Annotated in this window: 26 protein-coding genes; 2 read left to right on the top strand and 24 right to left on the bottom strand. The window is 61.7% G+C overall.

Features of this window, described 5'->3' with window-relative positions:
* Positions 1-15: 15 nt before the first annotated feature.
* The 20 genes from pdxJ to JMY24_RS02285 all read right to left on the bottom strand — a co-directional run bounded on the left by pdxJ (position 16) and on the right by JMY24_RS02285 (position 18,941).
* Positions 16-780 (bottom strand): pyridoxine 5'-phosphate synthase, encoded by a 765-nt coding sequence (pdxJ, locus tag JMY24_RS02380; protein WP_128595586.1) that lies wholly within the window; start codon positions 778-780, stop codon positions 16-18.
* Entirely contained in the window at positions 777-1,694 is a 918-nt protein-coding gene (recO, locus tag JMY24_RS02375) for a DNA repair protein RecO (protein WP_128588909.1), read from the bottom strand. Before recO ends, pdxJ begins: the two co-directional genes overlap by 4 nt.
* Positions 1,681-2,580, bottom strand: a complete 900-nt coding sequence (gene era / locus JMY24_RS02370; RefSeq protein ID WP_128595587.1) for a GTPase Era — start codon at positions 2,578-2,580, stop codon at positions 1,681-1,683. The genes recO and era overlap by 14 nt, the downstream gene beginning before the upstream one ends.
* Positions 2,581-2,632: 52 nt before the next feature.
* Positions 2,633-4,003, bottom strand: a complete 1,371-nt coding sequence (rnc, locus tag JMY24_RS02365; RefSeq protein WP_128595588.1) for a ribonuclease III — start codon at positions 4,001-4,003, stop codon at positions 2,633-2,635.
* A 190-nt stretch (positions 4,004-4,193) separates the two neighbouring features.
* On the bottom strand, positions 4,194-5,087 hold the full coding sequence (lepB, locus tag JMY24_RS02360; protein ID WP_128588905.1) for a signal peptidase I: 894 nt from the start codon (positions 5,085-5,087) through the stop codon (positions 4,194-4,196).
* 18 nt (positions 5,088-5,105) lie between these two features.
* Positions 5,106-6,899 carry a translation elongation factor 4 gene (lepA, locus tag JMY24_RS02355; protein WP_128595589.1) on the bottom strand — a complete coding sequence of 598 codons (1,794 nt, stop codon included), beginning with the start codon at positions 6,897-6,899 and terminating at the stop codon, positions 5,106-5,108.
* Between the two features lie 343 nt (positions 6,900-7,242).
* Entirely contained in the window at positions 7,243-7,506 is a 264-nt protein-coding gene (locus JMY24_RS02350; protein ID WP_128588903.1) for a glutaredoxin family protein, read from the bottom strand.
* Positions 7,503-9,020, bottom strand: a complete 1,518-nt coding sequence (locus JMY24_RS02345) for a DegQ family serine endoprotease (protein WP_128595590.1) — start codon at positions 9,018-9,020, stop codon at positions 7,503-7,505. Before JMY24_RS02345 ends, JMY24_RS02350 begins: the two co-directional genes overlap by 4 nt.
* A gap of 35 nt (positions 9,021-9,055) precedes the next feature.
* Positions 9,056-10,099, bottom strand: a complete 1,044-nt coding sequence (locus JMY24_RS02340) for a MucB/RseB C-terminal domain-containing protein (protein ID WP_128588338.1) — start codon at positions 10,097-10,099, stop codon at positions 9,056-9,058.
* Positions 10,100-10,103: 4 nt separating this feature from the next.
* On the bottom strand, positions 10,104-10,736 hold the full coding sequence (locus tag JMY24_RS02335) for a sigma-E factor negative regulatory protein (RefSeq protein ID WP_128595591.1): 633 nt from the start codon (positions 10,734-10,736) through the stop codon (positions 10,104-10,106).
* 83 nt (positions 10,737-10,819) lie between these two features.
* Positions 10,820-11,419 carry an RNA polymerase sigma factor RpoE gene (gene rpoE, locus JMY24_RS02330; protein WP_006051939.1) on the bottom strand — a complete coding sequence of 200 codons (600 nt, stop codon included), beginning with the start codon at positions 11,417-11,419 and terminating at the stop codon, positions 10,820-10,822.
* A 115-nt stretch (positions 11,420-11,534) separates the two neighbouring features.
* Positions 11,535-11,918, bottom strand: a complete 384-nt coding sequence (locus JMY24_RS02325; RefSeq protein ID WP_128595602.1) for a protein YgfX — start codon at positions 11,916-11,918, stop codon at positions 11,535-11,537.
* Between the two features lie 115 nt (positions 11,919-12,033).
* Positions 12,034-13,272 carry a beta-ketoacyl-ACP synthase II gene (fabF, locus tag JMY24_RS02320; protein ID WP_020069388.1) on the bottom strand — a complete coding sequence of 413 codons (1,239 nt, stop codon included), beginning with the start codon at positions 13,270-13,272 and terminating at the stop codon, positions 12,034-12,036.
* Positions 13,273-13,503: 231 nt separating this feature from the next.
* A complete protein-coding gene (gene acpP / locus JMY24_RS02315; RefSeq protein ID WP_004197638.1) occupies positions 13,504-13,743 on the bottom strand; it encodes an acyl carrier protein in 240 nt (79 codons plus the stop codon).
* 150 nt (positions 13,744-13,893) lie between these two features.
* A complete protein-coding gene (fabG, locus tag JMY24_RS02310; protein WP_128595593.1) occupies positions 13,894-14,643 on the bottom strand; it encodes a 3-oxoacyl-ACP reductase FabG in 750 nt (249 codons plus the stop codon).
* A gap of 71 nt (positions 14,644-14,714) precedes the next feature.
* A complete protein-coding gene (gene fabD / locus JMY24_RS02305; protein ID WP_128595594.1) occupies positions 14,715-15,650 on the bottom strand; it encodes an ACP S-malonyltransferase in 936 nt (311 codons plus the stop codon).
* 97 nt (positions 15,651-15,747) lie between these two features.
* Positions 15,748-16,737, bottom strand: a complete 990-nt coding sequence (locus tag JMY24_RS02300) for a beta-ketoacyl-ACP synthase III (protein ID WP_128588343.1) — start codon at positions 16,735-16,737, stop codon at positions 15,748-15,750.
* A complete protein-coding gene (gene plsX, locus JMY24_RS02295) occupies positions 16,737-17,843 on the bottom strand; it encodes a phosphate acyltransferase PlsX (RefSeq protein ID WP_128595595.1) in 1,107 nt (368 codons plus the stop codon). Before plsX ends, JMY24_RS02300 begins: the two co-directional genes overlap by 1 nt.
* A gap of 172 nt (positions 17,844-18,015) precedes the next feature.
* Positions 18,016-18,195 (bottom strand): 50S ribosomal protein L32, encoded by a 180-nt coding sequence (gene rpmF / locus JMY24_RS02290; protein WP_006051932.1) that lies wholly within the window; start codon positions 18,193-18,195, stop codon positions 18,016-18,018.
* 101 nt (positions 18,196-18,296) lie between these two features.
* A complete protein-coding gene (locus JMY24_RS02285) occupies positions 18,297-18,941 on the bottom strand; it encodes a DUF177 domain-containing protein (RefSeq protein ID WP_128595596.1) in 645 nt (214 codons plus the stop codon).
* Positions 18,942-19,257: 316 nt separating this feature from the next.
* On the opposite strand from JMY24_RS02285, the gene JMY24_RS02280 reads away from it, so the two are divergent.
* Both JMY24_RS02280 and JMY24_RS02275 read left to right on the top strand, forming a co-directional pair.
* Positions 19,258-19,875 carry a Maf-like protein gene (locus JMY24_RS02280; protein ID WP_128595597.1) on the top strand — a complete coding sequence of 206 codons (618 nt, stop codon included), beginning with the start codon at positions 19,258-19,260 and terminating at the stop codon, positions 19,873-19,875.
* Complete coding sequence (locus JMY24_RS02275) at positions 19,872-20,591, top strand: SAM-dependent methyltransferase (RefSeq protein WP_128595598.1); 720 nt, start codon at positions 19,872-19,874, stop codon at positions 20,589-20,591. Before JMY24_RS02280 ends, JMY24_RS02275 begins: the two co-directional genes overlap by 4 nt.
* Positions 20,592-20,684: 93 nt before the next feature.
* Here the strand turns inward: JMY24_RS02275 and JMY24_RS02270 are convergent, their stop codons facing one another.
* Genes JMY24_RS02270 through JMY24_RS02255 form a run of 4 tightly spaced genes read right to left on the bottom strand, consistent with a single transcriptional unit; the run spans position 20,685 to position 23,834 of the window.
* Positions 20,685-21,689, bottom strand: coding sequence for a S49 family peptidase (locus JMY24_RS02270; protein ID WP_128595599.1), 1,005 nt, complete (start codon positions 21,687-21,689; stop codon positions 20,685-20,687).
* A gap of 42 nt (positions 21,690-21,731) precedes the next feature.
* On the bottom strand, positions 21,732-22,148 hold the full coding sequence (locus tag JMY24_RS02265) for a Rieske (2Fe-2S) protein (protein ID WP_201701352.1): 417 nt from the start codon (positions 22,146-22,148) through the stop codon (positions 21,732-21,734).
* Entirely contained in the window at positions 22,145-22,804 is a 660-nt protein-coding gene (locus tag JMY24_RS02260; protein WP_128595600.1) for an HAD-IA family hydrolase, read from the bottom strand. The genes JMY24_RS02265 and JMY24_RS02260 overlap by 4 nt, the downstream gene beginning before the upstream one ends.
* Entirely contained in the window at positions 22,797-23,834 is a 1,038-nt protein-coding gene (locus tag JMY24_RS02255; protein WP_128595601.1) for an RluA family pseudouridine synthase, read from the bottom strand. Before JMY24_RS02255 ends, JMY24_RS02260 begins: the two co-directional genes overlap by 8 nt.
* Positions 23,835-24,069: the final 235 nt, after the last annotated feature.

Genomic DNA, 24,069 nt, shown 5'->3' with positions numbered 1-24,069 from the left:
ATGGGGGCCGGTCAGTTACGCACGTGCGCCGAGACGCGCGGCGACCATGATCGCCTTCATCTCGCGCACCGCGTTGTCCCAGCCCGCGAAAATCGCATGCGCGACGATCGCGTGACCGATATTCAGCTCGACGATGCCGTCGATCGCCGCGATCTGCTGGACGTTCGTGTAGTGCAGGCCGTGGCCGGCGTTCACCTTGATACCGAGCGTCGCGCCAAATTCGACCGCGCGAACCACGCGCTCATATTCGCGCTGTTGTTCGGCTGGATCGTGCGCCTCGGCATAACGTCCGGTGTGCAGTTCGATTACCGGCGCGCCGGCTTCGTGTGCTGCACGGATCTGCGTCTCGTCCGGATCGATGAAGAGCGACACGCGCGAGTTCGCATCGGCCAGTTGCCGGCACGCGGCGCGCACGGCCTCGAACTGGCCGGCGACGTCCAGACCGCCTTCGGTGGTCAATTCCTGGCGCTTTTCTGGCACGAGGCAAACGTCATGCGGCTTTACTTCGCAGGCGATGTCGAGCATCTCCTGCGTGACCGCGCATTCGAGGTTCATCCGCGTCTTGAGCAGCGGACGCAGCGCGTGCACGTCGGCGTCCACGATATGGCGGCGATCTTCACGCAGATGCAACGTGATGACGTCGGCGCCTGCCTCCTCGGCCATCAACGCGGCGCGGATCGGGTCGGGGTACGAGGTGCCGCGCGCGTTGCGCAGCGTGGCGACGTGATCGATGTTCACGCCGAGATCAATCACATTCGGCGACGTTAGAAAGAAGCTCATAAGTTCTGCAAGTCGATCAGGATCTGGCGCGTCGCGAGCGGCGTGCCGCCAAGGTAAGTGTTGAGCAGAAAGCGCATCAGCGTTTTGCTTTGCGCCACGGTCTGCGCCCGATGGTAATCGTCCTTTTCCATATCAAGCAAGGTTTGACCCGCGATCACCGGCCATTGCGCGGGCAGATCGTCGGACGCTTCGCGCACGCCGCGCTCGGGATCGAACACATAACGGCTGCCGGCTTCCACCGCTTTGCGCGCGACCGTGCGATCGAGCGCCATCGCATAACCGGTTTCGCGCAGCAGCACGCGCTCGAACGAGCGCAGCACCTGGACCGGCGGCTCGTCGTGCGCGAGACGCGTCATGGTGACGACATAGTGATGGAACAGTTGCGGATGCGGATCTTCGCGCGCGCAGAACTTCACGAGGAGTTCATTCACGTAGAAGCCGCACAGCAGCGCGTCGCCCGTCAAAGGCAGCATGCCGCCGACCCATTCCGCACCGGTCAGCGTGCGCACCTCGCCCCTGCCGGACCACGACAACGCGAGCGGCTGGAACGTCTGCAACACGCCGCGCAACGCGGAGTGCGGACGCTTCGCGCCCTTGGCGACGAGCGCGAGGCGACCGTGATCGCGCGACAGCACGTCGATGATCAGACTCGTCTCGCGATATGGGTAGCTATGCAGAACGAAGGCGGGCTGCTCGGCGATCCGGTATTCGGAAGCCGAAGCGGAACTGCGCGAGGGCCGGCGAGCCGGCGCCTTGCGGGGCGCGTCACCGGGACCCGCGTCGGACGTGCTTTTAGTGGAAGATTTGCGGCTAACGCGAGCCTGTTTTGACGGCTCGCGCGACGGCGCGGCCGGCTCCGAGTCGTCCGGATCCGTGTCGGAATTCAGCGTGACCCACGCGTCATTCGTACCCATACGCACGAAGTCCCGCTTCGTTGTCGGCCCAACCGCTCTTCACCTTGATGAAGGTTTCCAGATATATGGGTCCGTCGAACAGCTTCTCCATGTCGAGGCGCGCCTCGGTGCTGATCTGCTTCAGCTTCGCACCCTTCTGGCCGATGATCATGGCCTTGTGCGTGTCGCGTTCGACGAGGATCGTCGCGAAGATGCGGCGCAGGCGTCCTTCGGTTTCGAATTTGTCGATCAGCACGGTGCTCGTGTACGGCAGTTCGTCGCCGGTCCAGCGGAAAACTTTCTCGCGCAGAATCTCGGCGGCGAGAAAGCGCTCGCTGCGATCGGTGAGATCGTCTTCGCCGTAGATCGGTGCGCCTTCCGGCAGATACGGCTTGATGGTGGCCATCAGACGCTTGATATCGTCCGGGTTCTTGGCCGACAGCGGCACGATCTCGCTGAACTGGCGCAGCGCGCTGACCTGCTGCATGAACGGAAACAGCGAGTCTTTATCCGACACACGATCGAGCTTGTTTGCGATCAGCAGCGTGGGCACAGAAGGCGGAATCAGGTCGAGCACTTTCTGGTCGTCCGGGCCGAAACGGCCGGCCTCGATTACGAACAGAATCGTATCGACTGAAGTCAGCGTGGAGGTCACCGCGCGGTTCAGCGAACGGTTCAGCGCGCCGCTGTGCTTGGTCTGAAAACCGGGCGTGTCGACAAAAATGTATTGGACGTCTTCGAGCGTATGAATGCCGGTGATGCGATGGCGCGTAGTCTGCGCCTTGCGCGACGTGATGCTGACTTTCTGGCCGACCAGCGCGTTCATCAGCGTGGATTTGCCGACGTTCGGGCGGCCGACGATCGCGACCATGCCGCAGCGGAAACCAGTGGGAGTGGGAGCGTTCATATTGGGCTACGGCAGGTTCGGATAGACGCGCTCGGGTGGCGCGCCGGGGCAATCAATGGCCCGCGTCGGCGACGCGCGTTTGTACCGCGTCGGCTACGCCGGGTTCGTTTTCGGTGGGAGCCGCAGTGCTCGTCGCGGGCGATACCGCGTCGGGCGCCGGTTCGCGACTGCGGTGCGGTTTGTCTACGCCGCGGACGGCGGCGGACTCTGCCTTCGGTTCGGCGGGCTTGGGCTCGGCGGGTTTTGCCTCGGCGGCTTTAGGTTCGGCTGCTTTCGGCTCGGCTGCTTTCGGTTCGCCGAATTTCGGTTCGGCCGCGCGGGCTTCGGCCGGCTTCGCGTCCGGCTTGTCCGCCGGCTTGTCCCCCGCCGATTTTTCCGCGGATTTGTCGCCGGGCTGTGCCGCGGCTTTGTCCGATTTCTCGAACTTTTCCGCCCTGTCGGCTTTCTCCAGCCTCTCGCCCTTATCGGCGCGTTCGACTCTTTCCGGTGCGCTGTACTCGACGTGCGCCGCGCGAATCACCGCCAACGGCGCAGCCGCAACCGCAACCGCCAACGCGCTGCGTTCCGCTGCGGGCTCTGTCGCGGACGTTACCCGCGGTTCTCCTCTAGCCGCGCCGCGCTCGCTCTTGCGATCCGGGCTGCGCAGGTCGAGCGCGGTTTGGACGCCGGTCACGCCGGGGACTATCTCGAGCTCGGCGTTTTTCGCTGCGCGGGCGCCTTTTGAGCGCTTCGACTTGCCGACCACTGCCGGCGCGGCGGCGAGAACCTCATCGAGCGCTTTTTTGGCTGCGGCCTGCTCAGCCGCCCGCCGACTGGCGCCAGAGCCAGAGACCTTCACGTCCAGCTTCGGCACCGTACATTCGACTTCGAATTGCTGATTGTGCGCTGCACCATGCGTGGCTACGACGGTGTACGTGGGCAACGCGATCTTGTGACCTTGCAGATATTCCTGCAAAAGCGTCTTGGCATCTTTGCCGAGCGTGCGCGGGTCGATGTGATCGAGGATTGGCACGTACAGGCGCTTGATGACCGTCTGGGCGGCTTCGAAGCCGCCGTCGAGGAACACTGCACCCAGCACCGCTTCAAGCGTGTCAGCAAGGATTGACGGCCTACGGAAGCCGCCGCTGCGCAGTTCGCCTTCCCCGAGCCGCAGCCCTTCGGAGATATTCAGGGCCTGAGCGATTTCGTAAAGCGATTGCTGTTTGACCAGATTCGCGCGGACTCGGGACAGGTCGCCTTCGTCCAGCTTTCCGAAACGTTGGAACAAAAGCGCAGCCACCGCGCAATTCAGAACGGAATCGCCTAGAAATTCGAGCCGTTCGTTGTGCGTGGAACTGTGACTGCGGTGTGTTAAAGCCTGGCGCAGCAATTCCGCATTGCGAAATTCGTAGCGCAGACGGCTTTCCAACGGAGATGAGGGCATGGGCAGAGTATAACGCGGGCGCCGGGCCGGGCGAAAACGCGGGCGGCCCGACGGAAAAAGCGTGGTGAAGCGACGTTAGCGGAGTTTTTTAATGCGGCGATAACGCGCTGCCGCCCGCAGGGTCGTTCATGTGATCGCTGATCTTCGATAAGCGATCACGTTCGCAGCGTGTCATGCAGTGGGCGCAAACTTACTGGAATGAGCCGATGCGCTTGAGATTGCTGAAGTTCATCCAGATGAAGAATGCGCGGCCGACGACATTCTTGTCCGGCGCAAAACCCCAGTAACGGCTGTCCGCACTGTTATCGCGATTGTCGCCCATCATGAAGTAGTTGCCCGGCGGCACTTTGCAAATCACGCCGCGCGCGTTGTAAGTGCAGTTGTCGCGATACGGATAATCTTCTGCGCCGACGATAAACGGCGGCACCGCGGGATTGTTCAAAATTGCGTTCTTGCGACCGTCCAGATTTTCCTCGAACTGTTTCGCATAGCCAAGACGCTCTTCGTCGAGATAATCGGGCAGTGGCGTTTCAGGCACCGGCTTGCCGTTGATGGTCAGTTGCTTGTCCTGATACGCAACCGTGTCGCCCGGCAAGCCGATCACGCGTTTGATGTAGTCGACCGACTCGTCTTTCGGATAGCGGAACACCACCACGTCGCCGCGCTGGAGCGGCCGGCCCTCTGTGATTTTCGTGTTGACGATCGGCAGACGGATACCGTAATCGAATTTATTGACGAGGATGAAGTCGCCCACCAGCAACGTTGGCACCATTGAGCCGGACGGAATCTTGAACGGCTCGACGACAAACGAGCGCACCACGAAAACCACCAGAATCACCGGGAAAAAGCTCGCGGAATACTCGAGCCACCACGGTTGACGCAGCTTGTCGTCACGCAGACGCGCGCGCGTTTGCGCGGCGTTTTCGTCGGCGAAACGCTCGCCGATGCGTGCCTGCTGACGGTCGAACTCAGCGACCGCGGCTTCCGCCGCGCGCCGCCGTTGCGGCATGAACACCAGTTTGTCTGCGACCCATGCGACGCCCGTCAAAACGACGAGCACAAAAAGAATCAGCGCAAAATTCATAGGGTTCCGTTGTTCGTCTTATTTGTCTTCGACACGCAGGATGGCGAGGAAAGCCTCTTGCGGAATCTCGACGGACCCCACTTGCTTCATTCGCTTCTTGCCTGCCTTCTGCTTTTCCAGCAGCTTTTTCTTACGTGAAATATCGCCGCCGTAGCATTTTGCCAGCACGTTCTTACGCAATGCTTTAATGTTTTCGCGCGCGATGATATTCGAGCCGATCGTGGCCTGAATCGCAACGTCGTACATCTGGCGCGGAATCAGTTCGCGCATTTTCGCCGCTACTTCGCGGCCGCGATACTGGCTCTGCGAACGGTGCACGATGACCGACAGCGCGTCCACCTTGTCGCCGTTGATCAGCATGTCGACCTTCACGACGTCGGACGCGCGATATTCCTTGAACTCGTAATCCATCGACGCGTAGCCGCGCGAGATCGATTTCAGACGATCGAAGAAATCGAGCACAACCTCGCCCATCGGGATCTCATAGGTCAACTGCACCTGACGGCCGTGATACTGCATGTTGATCTGGTTGCCGCGCTTTTGCGTACACAGCGTGATCACCGAGCCGACGTAATCTTGCGGCATGTAGAGGTTCACGGTGACGATCGGCTCGCGCACTTCTTCGATCTTCGAAGGCTCCGGCATCTTGGCCGGATTTTCGACCATGATGGTTGTGCCGTCGCGTTGCAGGACTTCGTACACGACGGTCGGCGCCGTGGTGATCAGGTCCATGTCGAACTCGCGTTCGAGACGTTCCTGCACGATCTCCATATGCAGCAGACCGAGGAAACCGCAACGGAAACCGAAACCGAGCGCCTGCGAAACTTCAGGCTCGTATTGCAGCGACGCGTCGTTCAGCTTGAGCTTTTCAAGCGAGTCGCGCAGCGCGTCGTACTGGTTCGCTTCAACCGGATAGAGGCCGGCAAACACCTGCGGCTTCACTTCCTTAAAACCCGGCAACGGTTCGGCAGCAGGACTGTTCACGAGCGTGACGGTGTCGCCCACCTTCGCCGCGGCCAATTCCTTGATGCCGGCAATGATGAAACCCACCTGCCCGGCCGACAACGATTCCAGATTCTTCGACTTCGGCGTGAACACGCCGATGTGCTCGACCGGATACTGCGCGCCGGTCGCCATCATGCGGATTTTGTCTTTCGGACGCAGCGTGCCGTTGACGATACGCACGAGCATCACGACGCCGACGTAGTTGTCGAACCACGAGTCGATGATGAGCGCCTGCAACGGCGCTTCAGGATCGCCCTGCGGCGGCGGCACTTTCGCGATCAACGCTTCGAGCACGTCTTCCACGCCTTGGCCCGTCTTGGCGCTGCAATGCGTGGCGTCGGTTGCGTCGATACCGATCACGTCTTCGATCTCGGCGATCGCGTTCTCGGGGTTCGCGGCCGGCAAATCGATCTTGTTGAGTACCGGAATCACGTCGACGCCGAGTTCGATTGCCGTGTAGCAGTTGGCGACTGTTTGCGCCTCCACGCCCTGGCTTGCGTCGACAACAAGCAGCGCGCCTTCGCACGCGGACAGCGAGCGGCTGACTTCATACGAGAAGTCGACGTGGCCCGGCGTGTCGATCATGTTCAGGTTGTAGACCTGGCCGTCGCGGGCGCGATACGTCAGGGCCGCAGTCTGTGCCTTGATAGTGATGCCGCGCTCGCGCTCGAGATCCATGGAGTCGAGCACCTGGGCTTCCATCTCGCGGTCGGACAAGCCACCGCAAATCTGGATGATGCGATCGGCAAGCGTCGACTTGCCATGGTCGATGTGCGCAATGATCGAGAAGTTACGAATATGATCCATTCAGTACCGATCAAGCAAAAAAGGCGCGCTCGGACAATAGCGGAGCACGCCTTGTAAGTAGGTGAAAAACTTATCTATTTTAGCCGAAAAGGCCGGCTCCCGGCGCATCTTGCAGGGCCTGGATCCTGAGACGGCCTGTGAAAGACCGGGACGCGGGGTTTGAGCCGACGTTGACCCGACGTTTGACTCCGGGTTTGACTTGCCGGTCGACTCCGCGTTTGACTCGAGCTTTAGGCTCGACCTTAGGGCTCGACCTTAGGGCTCGATCTTAAGGCTCGATCTTTGACCCCGCTTTCGACTCGCGCCAAAGCACGCGCACCGTTTTTCCGAAAAGCCGACCGGCTCAGGAAGCCGCAGCGGTGCGGGCAGCTAACGCGTCACGCACCCGCGATTCGTCGAGATGGTAGTGACAAAGCTCGATTCCGTCGCACAACAGGACGGGCACCAACTCGTTGTAGCGGGCTTCGAGCGAGGGATCGCTGTCGACGTCAACGACTTCTACTTGCGCGCCGAACTCGGCCAGCAATGGCTCGAGCGCGGCGCGCATGTCGTCGCACAAGTGGCACCACGCGCGCGCATAGAGCGTGAGCGGCGCCGCCGTTGTCATTTCTGCGCGCTGCGCGGGCGAATCGGCACGAACTGCGTGTTCTCGCCTCGACGCACCAGCAGCGCGACCATCTTCTGCGAGTCCAGATGCGAGGTCAGTTCGTCGAACTGCTTCGCGCTCGTGATGTCCGTGTCGCCCACACGCAGGACGATGTCGCCCTTTTGCAGGCCGACGCGTGCCGCCTGACCGTCCGCGGCGTCGATCTGCACACCGTTGCGCAGTTTCAGCGCCTTCAGCTGATCGGCCGGGATGTCGCTGACGGCCAGGCCGAGCGCGTTCGTGGCGCGTTGCTTCGGCGCCTGCGGCTTGCGCTGATCGGCCTTTGCAGTCTTGTCCGGCTGCATCTCTGCGATCGTGACCGGCAGCTCGCGCGTTTGGCCCTTGCGCCACACTGTAATGGTCGCCTTCGTGCCCGGCTTGGTATCGCCGACCATGCGCGGCAAGTCGGTCGCGGTATCGACCGAATGGCCGTTGAACTTCAGGATGATGTCGCCTGGCTGCACGCCTGCCTTGTCCGCAGGACCGCCCGGCTCGACGCTGCTGACGAGCGCGCCCTGCGACTTCGGCAGGCCGAGCGAATCAGCGACGTCTTTGGTCACTTCGCCGATCGCCACCGCGATCCGGCCGCGCACCACCTTGCCCGAAGTCTTCAACTGCTCGGCCACGCGCATTGCTTCGTCGATCGGAATCGCGAACGAAATGCCCATGAAGCCGCCGGTGCGGCTGTAGATCTGCGAGTTGATGCCGATTACTTCGCCCTGCATGTTGATGAGCGGTCCACCCGAATTGCCCGGATTGACGGCTACGTCGGTCTGGATGAACGGCAGATAGTCGCCCGTGTCACGCCCTTTAGCGCTGACGATGCCGGCCGTAACCGTGTTCTCGAGTCCGAACGGTGAGCCGATTGCGACCACCCACTCGCCCACGCGAACCTTGTTCGAGTCGCCGATGGTGATGGTCGGCAGATTCGCCGCGCTGATCTTCACGACCGCGACGTCAGTGCGATCGTCCACGCCGATGAGCTTCGCCTTAAATTCGCGCTTGTCCGTGAGCGTGACGTAAATGGTGTCCGCGTCGTCGATGACGTGCGCGTTGGTCATCACGTAGCCGTCCGCCGACAGGATGAAGCCCGAGCCGACGCCGCTGTTCTGTTCAGGATCGTTGCTGTCCGGGGTGTCCTGACTGCCGCCGCTTCCGCCATTGCCACCATTGTCGCCGCCGCGCGGCACGCCGGGCGATTGCGGCGACTGCGGCATGGGAATGCCAAAAAAGCGCCGGAAGAACTCCGACATGTCGCCGTCGTCCATGCCGGGCGGCAAGCCGCCGCGTGTGCCGCTGTTCGTCACGCGCGTGGTCGTGCGAATGTTAACGACCGCCGGACCGACTTTGTCGACGAGGTCGGTGAAGTCGGGCAGATTGGCTGCGGAGGCCGCTGACGCCGTATGCGGTGCGAACGGCAAACATGCCGCCACCACCGCGGCCGCGAGGAATTTGCGCACCGAGAAAGTCGTCATATCGTAGGAAGCCGAGGGATTCAGGATTCGGAGGATTACTTCGGAGCCTTGTATTCTATGGCAGACGCGAATTGCTGCAACGTGGTCTGGGGCACTTCTCCGAGCAGGGTAATCCAGAAGTCACCGCGGCGCTTGACTAGTACGTGCGTAGCGCCGCTACTGCCCGCGCCTTCCTTGCGCGTGTTGTTTTCGACTGGCTCGATGAACACGGAGATCGCGGCGAGACCGTCGGAGAATACGGCCTGATCCACGGGAATGGTCGGCTGGCCTGCTTCGCGTGCCGCCATTGGACGGCGCAGTTCACGGATCTTGCGAAAGCCCGGCACTGTCACACCGAACTGCCAGCCTTGCGCGGCCATATCGACCGGTTCGATCGGCGGATGCACCACCGTCCAGCCAGCGGTATTGCGAATACCGCTGACAATGCCCGCCTTGTCGACGGGCACGCCGATGCGGATCTGCGAGAACGACAGCTGCTCGAGCACCTGACCGTTCGGATCGAGCGTTTGTGCGCGCAGCAGCAGGCCGGTTTTCTTGTCGGCCCACAGTTTGTAAGCGAAGCGGTAGGCGTCTTTCGGATCGAGCTCGATCACCTGACTTTCGATGCCGGCCACGCGGTCGTCGCCGAGTAGTTTCGGCTCGTACACCGACAGCACCTGCTCGCCGCTTACGGCAAGCAGCGCGGGGAACGAGTCTTTGTTCTGGCGCTTTTCGACAACGCACAAATGCCGTTCCGGCACGAACGTATAAAGCTCGTCGTTATGACGAAGCATTTTGCGCGGCTTACCGTCGAGGCTTTCCAACTGCTCGAATTCGCCGTCTGCCTTGGTCGCATAGTGCGCGATCCGCGAGGTCTGGACGAAATTGCCCCGCTGATAGACGAACGCGCCTTCGTAGTTCTGTTGCTGCGCGGCCTGATGGATGCGATCCAGCAGATCGGCAGCGGTGCGGCGGGCGACGAGCGGATCGTCGGTTTGTGCAAAAACCCGCGGTGTAGCGGACAACAACACGGCTGCGCAGAACAGAAATGCCGGCAGCCGCCCCCAGATAGTCGTTATATTCAACCGCGGAGTCTGCATCAAACTATTGGCCTTGCGTAGAGACTGCAGCAGCGCGAATCAGCGGCATTGAGCCCGGCATGACGGGTTGCTGCGCGAACTGCTGATGAGCTTCGAGATACTGGTCGAGACCCGCGTCGCGAATGATATTCGCGTCTTGCGCGACCGGCATGACATTAGCGCCCGGCACGGACGCCATGGCAACCTTCTGCACCGCGTCGCCGTGCGAGGAAACCGAAGCGACCTGCGTCGCGCCCGGCCCGCCGGGTACGCCCTGCAGTTGCGGCACGACTATCCACGTTAGCGTGGCGGCCGCGGCAGCCACCGCGAAGGCCGGCATCACCCGGCGACGCAGCGCCAGCAGACGGCGCGTAACGGGTATGGCTGCGGGCGCGAGCAAATGCGGCTCGCTTTCCAGGCGCGCGGCAAATCCACTGAGGAATGCGCTGCTCGCCGCGGAACCGACTGCAAGATCGTCGGAACGCAATGCGTCGCCGATCAGGTGATAGCTGGACCACGCGGCGCGATCTTCGCCGTCCAGCTCGGACAGAAACCTGTCCAGATTCAGATGCTCTTCGCCGAACAGCTCACCGTCGACAAAAGCGGACAGACGCTCGCCGCGCGAGCTGGCTTGCGATTGCATCGAGACCGACCCCATGATGCTCCCCATCTTACAAAGACCCCGTAGTGACACCACTAATCCAGATATTGCACCCGCGCCCCGTTCAGCGCGCTAGTCACTTACCAGCGCTTGCCTTCAGGTGTGTCAAGCAACGGACGCAATTTTGCCGCAATGGCTTCGCGAGCGCGGAAAATTCGCGATCTGACGGTGCCGATTGGGCAGCCCATCATCTCAGCGATTTCCTCGTAGCTCAAACCTTCAATTTCACGAAGAGTAATGGCGGTACGCAGCTCTTCCGGTAAAACCGCCATTGCAGCATTGACCGTCTCAGCGATCTGCTTGCTCATCAACATCGACTCAGGCGTGTTGATATCCCTTAGTTGGTCGGCGTCCGAGAAAGTTTCAGCTTCTTCAGCATCTGCTTCGGTCGAAGTCGGCGCACGCCGACCCTGGGTCGCAAGGTAGTTCTTTGCCGTGTTGACCGCAATCCGGTACAACCACGTATAAAAAGCCGATTCCCCGCGAAATTGCGGCAACGCCCGATACGCCTTGATGAAAGCGTCTTGCGCAACGTCTTCCACTTCGGCGGGGTCGCGCACGAGGCGCGAGATCAGCCGGAGAATTTTGCGGTGGTATTTGGAGACCAGAAGCTCGAAGGCGGCCTTGTCGCCCTTCTGGACGCGCTCGACCAGCACCTGATCAATTTCTTTTTCGCTCACCTGATAAATCCGTTAACTATAGGGCGCATGACGGGGGCACCATTGTAGCGTTCCCGTCGACGAGGCACGTTACGGAGGTCATGGCGCCCGGTAACAGCGGTTACAGTCGTTACAGTCACGCGCCGGCGCGGCGCCGCCCGCGCACCGCCAATTCGCGGAAAACGGCTGGCGGCACAGTGTCGGCGGGAACAAGAAGCGTTTGCCGGCGGCCTTCGTCCGGGGTCACTGCGAGCACCAGCAAACGGTCGCTCCAGTGCGCGCAGCCGGCGATTCGACCGTGTACGAGCAGATTTCCGGCCCGGCCCCAGACAGAAATGCCCTCGCGTCCAATTTTCAGCGCCACCGGCTGCGCCCGATCGTGCCTCACCGCGCAAAGCGTGAGAAGCGCAAACACGGCAAGCGTCAACGGAACCGCCTGCCATGCGGTGAGCCACGACGCCATGCAGCTGTAAACCGCACACGACGCCGTCGCCACGAAAGCAGCCAACGCAACGCGCATCGCGAAGGAACGCCGCAGCACGATTTGCTGTGACGTTCCTTCGGAGATGGCCGTATTACGGAAAAGCGCCGGCAAAGCCGGCGCCGTTGGCTGGCGCGTCACCCGTTGCGAGGGATCAGGCGCGCTTGAAGACGAGCGTACCGTTCGTGCCGCCGAACCCGAACGAGTTCTTCAGCGCGACGTCGATCTTCATCTCCCGTGCAGTGTTGGCACAGTAGTCCAGATCGCACTCGGGATCCTGGTTGAAGATGTTGATCGTGGGCGGCGACACCTGATGGTGAACAGCCAGCACGGTGAACACCGACTCGAGACCGCCGGCGCCGCCGAGCAGGTGACCCGTCATCGACTTGGTCGAATTCACGACGATGTCTTTGGCATGGTCGCCGAACGCCCGTTTGATGCCGGTTGTCTCAGCCAGATCGCCGAGCGGCGTGGACGTGCCGTGCGCGTTCAGGTAGTTGACCTGATCGGCGTTGATGCCCGCGTTCTTCATGGCCGCAAGCATGCAACGGCGCGCGCCGTCGCCGTCTTCGAGCGGTGCGGTCATGTGATAGGCGTCGCCGCTCATTCCATAGCCGCCGACTTCGGCGTAAATCTTCGCGCCGCGAGCCTTCGCATGCTCGTACTCTTCGAGCACCATCACGCCCGCGCCTTCGCCGAGCACAAAACCGTCGCGATCCTTGTCCCACGGACGGCTTGCCGTCGCCGGGTCGTCATTGCGTTGCGACAGCGCGCGCGCCGCCGCAAAGCCGCCGATACCGAGCGGCGACACCGTCGATTCCGCTCCGCCCGCGATCATCACGTCTGCGTCGCCGTATTCGATCAGGCGCGAAGCCTCACCGATACAGTGCAAACCCGTTGTACATGCGGTGACGATGGCGAGATTCGGACCCTTGATGCCGAACTTGATCGACAGGTGCCCGGAGATCATGTTGATGATCGACGCCGGCACGAAGAACGGCGAAATGCGGCGCGGGCCGCGATTCAGCAGTTCGGTTTGCGTGACCTCGATCATCGGCAGACCGCCGATGCCCGAACCGACCACGACGCCGATACGCTCCGAATTCTCGTCGGTGACTTCCAGGCCGCTGTCCTGCATCGCCTGGATGCCGGCAGCCACGCCGTAATGGATGAACGTATCCATGTGGCGCGCTTCCTTACCGGGGATGTAGTCCTCGATATTGAAGCCCTTCACCTCGCCGGCGAAACGAGTCGAGAAGTTCGACGCATCGAACTTCGTAATATTGGCAATACCCGACTTGCCGGCGACCAGATTGGCCCAGCCGTCGGCAACATTATTGCCAACAGGCGAAATCAGCCCCAGGCCTGTAACAACAACACGACGGCGGCTCACGGTAACCCCTTTTTCATAGATGACAAAAGCAAAAGCCACAGCGGCCACAGGAATCTGCCCTGTGTACCCTGTGGCTGTTAAGTCGGCAATCGCGCTGAAAAATGCGCTGTCAACATCGCTGGCTCCTGCACGGCACACCTCGCAGCAAAAAATGGCAACCCCGCTGGCGTCGGCAACCGACACGGCAGGGCGTCATACGCCGCTAACGCACAAACGCAGGCGCGAATGACCTTAGGCCTTGACGTTCGCGCGAGCGTAGTCGATCGCTTGCTGAACGGTGGTGATCTTCTCGGCTTCTTCATCCGGAATTTCCATGCCGAATTCGTCTTCGAGGGCCATCACGAGTTCAACCGTGTCCAGCGAGTCGGCGCCGAGGTCGTTCACGAACGAAGCTTCGTTCTTGATTTCCGCTTCGGCCACGCCCAGTTGTTCTGCGACGATCTTCTTGACGCGCTGTTCGATATTGTCCATTACCCCTCCAAGGGAAAGAAGTTCAAAAATACAGGTGCGCGCATTTTATCAGGTTTGACCCGGCAAAAAAGCGGCGCATCAGGTTGCTGTCAAGGCATGCGCCTTACGCGTTTGCAAACGCATCAAGGCGCGGATAGTAACCGAATTTGGTTACGACATGTACATTCCGCCGTTCACATGCATCGTCGTGCCGGTGATGTAACCTGCTTGCGGCGACGCGAGGAATGCAACAGCGTGTGCGATATCTTCCGGGCTGCCGAGACGGCCCAGCGGAATCTGCGTTTTCAGCGCCGTTTGCTGCTCTTCCGGCAACGTGCGCGTCATGTCCGTATCGATAAAACCGGGCGCCACGCAATTCACCGTAATGCCGCGGCTGCCGATCTCGCGTGCAAGCGCGCGGGTCATGCCGGCCACGCCCGCTTTCGCCGCGGCGTAGTTGATCTGGCCAGGGTTGCCCGCCGAACCGACCACCGACGTGATGTTGATGATACGGCCGCCCTTCGCCTTCATCATGGGACGCAGCACCGCGCGCGACAGACGGAACACCGACTTCAGATTGGTGTCGATCACTGCGTCCCAGTCGTCGTCCTTCATACGCATGGCCAGCTGGTCCTGCGTGATGCCGGCATTGTTCACGAGCACATGCAGCGCGCCGAATTCCTTCACCGTGCTTTCGATCAGCGCTTCGGCAGCAGCCGCGTCGTTCACGTCGAGCACCGCACCGCGTCCGCTCACGCCGGCCGCGCTGAACGCTTCGCTGATCGCCGCCGCGCCGATTTCGCTGGTCGCCGTGCCGATCACCGTTGCGCCCTGGCGCGCGAGTTCCATGGCGATGGCGCGGCCAATGCCGCGCGAGGCGCCCGTTACGATTGCGATCTGCTTGTCGAGATTCTTTTCCATCTGTCGGTCCGAATGCCCTTCGGAGGGCTGATTGATTGCTGATGCCTGTTGCGGTCTTTGCGATGCAGCGCTCAGCCTGCCGTTACGAGCTTGAGCGTTTCTTCGAGAGAAGCGGGATCGAACACGGACGCGCCGACGAGATTGCCGTCGATACGCTTCGTGAGGCCCGCAAGGACCTTGCCCGGCCCGCATTCGACGACGTGCGTAACCCCTTGAGCCGCCATGGCCTGGACGCTTTCAACCCAGCGCACCGCGCCAGCCGCCTGACGCACCAGTGCGTCTTTGATCTGCGCCGGCTCGTTCACGATGGCGACGTCGACATTGTTGATGACCGGAATCGACGGCACTTGGACGTTCACGCTCGCCAGATACTCGCGCAATTGATCCGACGCCGGCTTCAGCAGCGACGAATGGAACGGCGCCGATACCGGCAGCGGCAACGCGCGCTTTGCGCCCTTCGCCTTCGCCAATTCACAGGCCTTTTCGACCGCTGCCTTGTGGCCTGCGATCACGACCTGAGCAGGCGCGTTGAAATTGACCGCTTCGACGACACCCGTGGCCGCCGCTTCGGCGCAAACAGCGCGCACGGTGTCGTCGTCAAGACCGAGAATCGCCGCCATGCCGCCTTCGCCGACGGGCACCGCCGTTTGCATCGCCTGGGCGCGGAAACGCACGAGCGGCACGGCATCGCGAAACGCGATCGCGCCAGCCGCGACGAGCGCCGTGTATTCACCGAGACTATGGCCCGCGACGATTGCCGGCGCGGGGCCGCCCGCCTGCTGCCACGCGCGATAGATCGCGTATGCCGCGGTCAACATCACCGGCTGTGTGTTCGTAGTGAGATTCAGATCTTCGGCCGGACCTTCGGCGATCAGCTTGCCGAGGTCCTGATTGAGCGCGTCGGACGCTTCCTGAACTGTCTCGCGCACAACCGCATGGTCGGCGAACGCGTTGAGCATGCCGACAGATTGCGAACCCTGTCCGGGAAAAACGAACGCAAATTTCATATCGTCCTCAAAATCGATTTAGTCAGATGTGAGGTGCGCGCGGCCGGAAAGCACGCGGCGCAAGGGCGCGTGAATGCGCCGCCTGAAGTCGGTCTGCTTAGTAGCGAATGACCGACGCGCCCCACGTAAAGCCGCCGCCGACGCCTTCGATCAGCACGTTCTGGCCGCGCTTGATGCGGCCGTCGCGGACCGCAACGTCGAGTGCGAGCGGAATGGACGCAGCCGACGTATTGCCGTGCTCGCCCACCGTGACGACCATGCGTTCCTGCGGCAAGCCGAGCTTGCGGCAAGTGCTCTGCATGATGCGAATGTTGGCCTGATGCGGAATCAGCCAGTCGATCTGGTCAGCGGAAAGATTCGCTTTTTCGAGTGCTTCGACCGCGACCTTCTCCAGCACGTTGACAGCCAGCTTGAACACCGCCTGCCCGTCCATATGCAGGAAAGCGCTGCCGGCGATCACGCCGCCGTTCACGTTGCCCGGCGTGCACAGAATGTTCGAGTGACTGCCGTCTGCGTGCAATGCGCTCGCAAGTACGCCCGGCTCTTCCGACGCCTGCAGGATCACCGCGCCGGCGCCGTCGCCAAACAGCACGCACGTGGTGCGGTCATTGAAATCGAGAATGCGCGAGAAGGTCTCCGCGCCGATGACGAGCGCCGTGCGATGCTGGCCGCCGCGAATCAGACTGTCCGCCATAGCCACCGCGTAAGCGAAGCCGGAGCAGACGGCCTGCACGTCGAAAGCCGCGCCGTGATTCTTGATACCGAGCTTGTTTTGCAACAGGCACGCCGTGCTCGGGAACACGAAGTCAGGCGTGGAAGTGGCAACAATGATCAGATCGATGGATTGCGGGTCGATGTCCGCCGCTTCGATCGCACGCAGCGACGCGAACTTCGCGAGGTCGCTGGTCGTGACATCGGGATCCGCGAAGTGACGTGCATGGATGCCCGTGCGGGCCACGATCCACTCGTCGCTCGTTTCGACGCCTTGCTTCGCCAGACGCTCGGCGAGGTCCTGATTGGTGACGCGCGCGGGCGGCAGATAGCTGCCGGTGCCGAGGACGCGGGAATAAATTGTCGATTGAGCCATTATGCCTTCGAGGATTGCGCAGCGTAGGGCTCGGCCGGCTGGCCTGCGATGGGGCTTGCGTGACCCGCACCGCTTGCGTCGCGCGCTGCCTGTTCAAGAGAACCCGCGTTCTCTTCCATCGCTTGCGCAAGGCGCTCCAGCACGCCGTTTTTGACGGCATCATACCCGCGTTTGATAGCCCACTCAAACGCGTAGGCATCCGCGGAGCCGTGGCTCTTGATCACCAGTCCGCGCAGGCCGAGCAGCGCTGCACCATTATATTGCCGATGATCGACACGCTTCTTGAAGCGCATCAACACGGGCAACGCGAGCACGGCCATCACTTTGGTGAGCCACGAACGCCCGAACTCTTCCTTGATGATGTTCGACAGCATTTGCGCGAGACCTTCAGAGGTCTTCAGCGCCACATTGCCCACGAAACCATCGCACACGATCACGTCGACCGTGCCCTTGAAGATGTCGTTGCCTTCCACGTTGCCGTGGAAATTGAGCGTGCTCGCACGCAGCAACTCCCCGGCGCGTTTAATCGTGTCATTGCCCTTGATGACTTCTTCGCCGATGTTCAGGAGCCCAATGGTGGGCCGCTCGCGGCCTTCGAGCGCCGACACGAGCGCGTGCCCCATCTCCGCGAATTGCAGCAAATGCTGCGGCTCGCAGTCGACGTTGGCGCCCAGGTCGAGCATCATGGTGTAGCCGTTGGGGTTCGGCAAGGCGGACGCAATTGCCGGGCGCTCGATTCCCGACAGCGTTTTCAGCACATAACGCGAAACCGCCATCAGTGCGCCGGTGTTGCCGGCGGAAACGCAGGCTTGCGCCTCGCCTTCCTTGACGCGATTCAGCGCAACGCGCATGGATGAATCTTTTTTCTTGCGCAGCGCGACTTCAACCGGGTCGTCCATCGCGACGATCTCGGAAGCGGAGACGACCGTCAGCGCCGGCAGGTCCTGAGCCTTCAACTTCTTCAGCTGCGCACGAATCGCACTTTCAATGCCGACGAGCAGCAACTGCGCGTCGGGATGCGAACGAACGAAGTTGACGGCAGCGGGAACGGTCACGGACGGGCCGTGGTCGCCTCCCATGCAATCTATCGTGAGCTTTACTGTCATGGAGTGCGGCGAATTTCAGGCGCTCTGCATGAGATCGCAGTAAGCGCTGAAGCTGCAACTGCGATCGACACAAAAAAGCGGCAAACGAATGCCGCCTTTTTGCCGAGCCGGGAAAATGTCAAGCGAGCTGATCGCCACGCGGAACGCCGGTTGGCGTAACGCTGTGAAACGATTAGTCGTTCTTCGTCTTGACGACTTTCTTGCCGCGATAGTAGCCGTTCGGGCTAACGTGGTGACGCAGATGCACTTCGCCCGTGCTCGGCTCGACGGCCAGCGGCGCTGCCGTCAGGAAATCGTGCGAACGGTGCATGCCGCGCTTCGACGGCGACTTCTTGTTTTGTTGAACTGCCATGACTAACTCCTAAAAATTTTCCGGATTCTAACACAGCCCGACCCGGTGTCCGCCATTGGCCGAATGGCCAATGCGCCCGCATCGCGCTCCTATGCAACTGTTCAATGCTTCTTGTCGCCCGGCTCACCGCGCTTGAGACTTTCGAGCGCCGCGAACGGATTCGGCCGCTCAGGCTCACCGCCCTCACCTGCTTCGTCCAACGGAGCTTCGTCGCCCTCGCCTTCGGCACCGGCCACACCCGAGACGAGACTCTCGTGCACCTCGGGACAAACCTCATGCTTGGGCACGAGCGGCAAGGAGAGCAGCAACTCTTCTTCGATCAAGTCGACGAGATCGAACTGGCGTGAGCCCACAATCACTTCGACTTCATCCTCGTCGAGCGGAAACTCTTCGGCTTCCGCCTCAGTGTTGACGATCCGATAGGTTGCGTCGACGTTGAACGGCTGCGAATACGGTGTCATGCACCGCTGACATTCGAGCCATGCAGCGCCGTGGATCGCCAACCTCAAATAAGGCTGAGGACCCTCGGTGCCGTCGTCCTGCAATTCCGGCTGCGTCGCCCCTTCGGCTTGCCACGTGAACGCGGTGTCGCGCTCTGGCGCTTCTGCCGGGACTTCGTTTAACATGCGCGGCAGTTGCGAGACGCGCACGACACCCGCGGCCTGCCGTCCACTCCGCGCAAATTCAAACAGATCGAGTTCATGCGGGTCAGGCAGACCTGCAGGCTTGCCAGGATGTTGAGTCATGTGCGCTCCTGCGTCGGCAATGATTTCGCCGGTTAAAACAACCGTAAAACACCCGTAAGTCACTGGGTAAATCAGTCTGCGAGAAGGCCCGCGAAACTTGAGCGATGCACGATTGTGTTGCCGCTAAACTGCGCGACCGCAGCAACCGCCTGCAGCCACACTTTCGGCCCTTCAGCGAGCGACGCCTGACGCAAGCATACCGATGAAAAGCCCAAAATGATATCCGCTTTGTCTTTTCGAGTCAAACACTTAAGCTCGTACCAGCGCGACCTGCGCACAACCTCGTACGTCCCGCCCTTTCAGCCGTTGATCGACCATGCCAGACTCCCCAAAAAGCCCGCCACGCCTCATTCTGGCGTCGAGTTCGCCGTATCGCCGCGAGTTGCTTGAACGCCTTCGCATTCCATTCGACGTTGCGGTGCCCGCGATCGACGAAACCGCTCACGCCGACGAATCGCCCGACGCCACCGCTCTGCGGCTCGCCGAAGCGAAGGCTCGAGCGGTGGCCAACGGGCTTTCCGCCGACGAAGCCGTCCTCGTAATCGGCTCCGACCAGGTTGCCACTTACGACGGCCTGCAAATCGGCAAGCCAGGCACTCACGACAAGGCGCTCGCACAATTGCAAGCGATGCGCGGCCGCGAGGTGCTGTTTCATAGTGCACTGTGTCTGTTCGACAGCCGCTCGCGAACCGCTCAGAGCGTCGACGTGATCACCCGCGTGCGATTCCGCGAACTGCCCGATGCAGCGCTCGAAGCCTACCTCCTCGCCGAAACGCCGTACGACGTCGCCGGCAGCGCCAAGTCCGAAGGGCTCGGCATTGCGCTGCTCGAAGCTATCCATTCCGACGATCCCACTGCGCTCGTCGGCCTGCCGCTGATAGCGCTCTCGGACATGCTGCTGACGGCGGGCTATCCGCTATTGGGGGCGCAATGAGCGGCACGCTTTATCTGATTCCAAACACGCTAGGCGAAGGCGACGCCGACGCGCTCGACGCCGTCCTGCCTGCCCCGGTGCGGGCCCGCGCCGCGGCGCTGCGGTACTACATCGGCGAGAACGCTAAGACCACGCGCGCATTTCTCAAGAAAGTCGGCACCGAGCAGCCCATCCAGGAAATCGAGATCCGCGAACTGAACGTCAACACGCCGGCCGGCGAGATCGACAAACTGCTTGCGCCGGTTCTGGCCGGCACGGACGCCGGCCTCGTATCGGAAGCGGGTTGCCCCGCGGTAGCCGATCCGGGCGCGCTGCTGGTGCGCCGGGCGCACGAACGCGGAGTCAAGGTCGTGCCGTTCGTAGGGCCGAGCTCGATCCTGCTCGCGCTGATGGCGTCCGGGCTCAACGGCCAGAGTTTTGCTTTTCACGGCTATTTGCCGGTCGACGCGGCCGAACGGGCCAAGCGTCTGCGCGATCTCGAACTGACGTCGCGCAAAAGCAAGCAGACGCAGATCTTCATTGAGACGCCGTATCGCAACCGCGCACTGCTGGACACCCTGCTGGCAACCTGCGCACCGTCGACACTCGTTTGTGTCGCTGTGGATCTGACGCTGCAAACCGAAACCATCCGCAGCCACACGGTGGCCGACTGGAAGAAGAAACCAGCATTGGATCTGCATAAGCGGCCAGCGATTTTTCTGATACTGGCGGCGTGAACGAGACGGGCTCCCAGCCAGTTCCGCGCAAAAAAGCCCCGCCCGGTCCGAACGACCGCGCGGGGCTTCTCGTATTGGCGGCCTTCGCTCCGATCAACGCAAATTAAGCTTCCCGCCCAGAGCCATCGCGTGCACGGCGCCGTTGCCGACGGCCGCGCCGAATTTGCGCGCGACGCGGTCGGTGATGCTTTCCTTCACCGTGTAGTCGACGATGTCCGGCGCCTTGATAATCTCGCGCGCCACATAGTTGGCATCGCCAAATCCGTCGGCGAGGCCCAGTTCGACGCTCTTCTGACCGGTCCAGAAGAGCCCGGAGAACATGTCGGGCGTCTCGTGCAGGCGCTTGCCGCGACCTTGTCGAACTGCGTCGATGAATTGCCCATGAATCTGGTCGAGCATTTCTTGCGCATGCTGGTCCATCTTCGGCGTTTCAGGCGAGAACGGGTCGTAAAAGCCCTTATTCTCGCCAGATGTATGCAGTCTGCGCTGGATGCCAAGCTTGTCCATGAGGCCGGTGAAACCGAAGCTATCCATCAGCACGCCAATGGAGCCCACGATGCTCGCCTTGTCGACATAAATCTTGTCGCCGGCGGCGGCAGCGTAGTAACCGCCCGACGCACACATGTCACCCACGACGACATATAGCGGAATTGACGGATGTTTTGCACGCAATCGACGGATTTCGTCGTAGATGATACCTGCTTGCACGGGGCTGCCACCTGGGCTGTTGCAGCGGAGAATTACCCCCGCAGTGCCTGCGTCGCCGAACGCACTTTCGAGCGCTGCACTGACATCTTCGGCGTTAGCGTTCGTATCGGCAGAGATCTCGCCATCAAGTGCGATCAACGCTGTATGGCGGCCCGTAGCCGCCAGCTTGTCGCCGGAAAATATGAACACCACCCAGATCACCAGCCCCAGCAAGGCAAGGAACAGCAGACGGAAGAAGATTTTCCAGCGGCGCGCGGCGCGCTGTTCGTTGATCGCAGCGAGCGCTATGCGCTCGAGTGCCGCGCGTTCCCAGCCGGGCTCGTCGGCGGAAACGCGGCTGCGGTCGCTCATGGCCGGTTCTTTCGTTTCAGGCGTCAAATTGTCGGACATGCGTGCAGTGGAATTTTTGAGGAAGACAGATCAAAACGCGGATCAGGACGCGGCGGGTTGCAACTCTCCGTCGGGAAGCCAGAACACAGCGCGGCCCTCGGGTGTATCGCGCTCGTCTACCTGCAGGGCCCGTAGTCTAGCGCCGCGGCACGGACCACCTACGCATTTGCCGGTATCCGGCGCGTAAATCGCCCCATGTGTGGCGCACATCAAGTATAAACCGGACGATTCGAAGAACTGGCCCTCTGCCCAATCCAGCTCCATTGGAACGTGAGCGCAACGGTTGAGATAGCCGTGAACACGGCCTTCGTACCGAACGAAAAACACCACGACTTCGTCGGCGCCGATTCTGGCAGCACGCCGCACGCCCGTGCCGCCGTCCACGAGTTCCCCGGATGCGCACACCCGCACCGCCTGCACGGTAGCCTCGCCCCCGCCCTCGCTCACGCCGGTGCTCATGCGTTTTCCCTCAACCAGCTCGACAGCGCGCTGACGCTAGATGCAACGTATTTCGGCGACAGCGCGCTCAACGACCCGGCCGGATGCGCGCCGTAGGTAACGCCAACACCGGCGACCCCCGCGTTGATCGCCATCTGCAGATCATGAGTCGTGTCACCGACCATCACCGTGCGCACCGGGTCCTGCCCCAGTTCGCGCGTCAATTCGTGCAGCATGGCCGGATGCGGCTTGGAGAATGTCTCGTCCGCGCAGCGGGTGCCGTCGAACAGGCTGGTCAGCCGCACCTGATCCAGCGCGCGGTTAAGTCCAACGCGGCTTTTGCCCGTCGCCACCGCCAGCAGATAGCCCTGATCGCGCAACTCCTGCAGCATTTCGCGCACGCCGACGAACAACTCGGTGGTCTGATCTTTCACCAGATAGTGAAACCGGTAGCGCTCGGCGAGCCGCGGATAGTCGCTCGGATCGAGCGTGGGCGCCGCGATTTGCAGCGCGTCGCGCAAGCCGAGGCCGATAACATAGCTCGCGGCCTCGTCCGCTGGAACCGGCAGACCGAGATCACGGCACGCCGCCTGGATGCTGCGCGTGATGTGCGCGGTCGAATCCATCAGCGTTCCGTCCCAGTCGAAGACGATCAGGTCAAATTGCTCTCTAGCCATGCGGTGCCGTCTCCGGGTGTGACCCATTTCGTAATTCGTTGAGCTGCGCGATGAAATTCCGGCACTCGGCCGGCAACGGCGCCTCCAGTTGCAGCGGCGCGCCGGTTGCCGGGTGCGTAAGCTTCAGCCGGTAAGCGTGCAGGAACATGCGCTTGAGCCCGGGTCTAGCATTCGCACGAGCGAGCGCCTTGTTCAGCGCGAAGTCGCCGTATTTGGCATCGCCGACGATCGGCAGTTCCAGATGCTGCAGATGAACGCGGATCTGATGCGTGCGGCCCGTCTTCAGCTCCGCTTCGAGCAACGCATACTCGGGCCAGCGGTCGATCAGATTGAATACCGTGTGCGACGCCAGACCGTCGGCCTGCACGCGCACGCGCCGCTCGCCGTCCGCGGTCAGGTATTTGTGCAGCGGCTCCTTGACGGCGCGGCGGCGCCCCCAGTCGCTCGCCCATTCGCCGTGGACGCACGCATAGTAGCGCTTATCCATCCTGTTCTCGCGGATCTGGTCGTGAAGATTCACGAGCGCCGAACGCTTCTTGGCGAGCATGAGGATGCCGGAGGTTTCGCGATCCAGCCGATGCACCAGCTCGAGGAATTTCGCCTGCGGCCGCGCCTCGCGCATCTGCTCGATCACGCCAAACGCGACGCCGCTGCCGCCGTGCACCGCGACACCCGCCGGTTTGTCGATGACGAGCAGGTGTTCGTCTTCGAAAATGGTCCGGAACTCCGCGCTGGGCACCGGCGCGTGGGCGGCCGCCTCGTTGGGCTGCGCGACGCGGATGGGCGGCACGCGCACGAGATCGCCGAGTTCGAGCCGGTACTGCGCGTCGATCCGGCCCTTGTTCACGCGCACTTCCCCGCTACGCAGGATGCGATAAATGTGGCTCTTGGGGACGCCTTTACAGACCCGCAAGAGAAAGTTGTCGATGCGCTGTCCGGCCGCGCTGTCGTCGATCTCGATCACCGAGACCTGATCGCTCGCGACCGCGCTTGTTACCGATTTCTGGGATATTTTGCCTAACTCTTTCATTCTGAATATAATTTGCCCAGCAGTCTGCGGCGGCCGGCGCAGTGTCCGGAATTCGGGCGGATTGCGCAGGTGCAAGCGTAAATCGTTATTTTACTTGCGCCGGGGTCTGGTTGCTCACCCTGAAAATGAGATGCAACAAGTTGCACGCACGAGGTCAGTACCCGGCAGGGACGGCGCCCACAGGCGCGTTCGGTCAAGGTCGGCTTCGACGGTAACGGAATTTTGGTAAAAAAGA

The sequence above is a fragment of the Paraburkholderia kirstenboschensis genome (assembly GCF_904848585.1).
In the GTDB taxonomy this organism is placed as follows: domain Bacteria; phylum Pseudomonadota; class Gammaproteobacteria; order Burkholderiales; family Burkholderiaceae; genus Paraburkholderia; species Paraburkholderia kirstenboschensis.
Note: the sequence above shows the minus strand (reverse complement) of the source record. Positions and strands in the feature narration are given on the sequence as shown.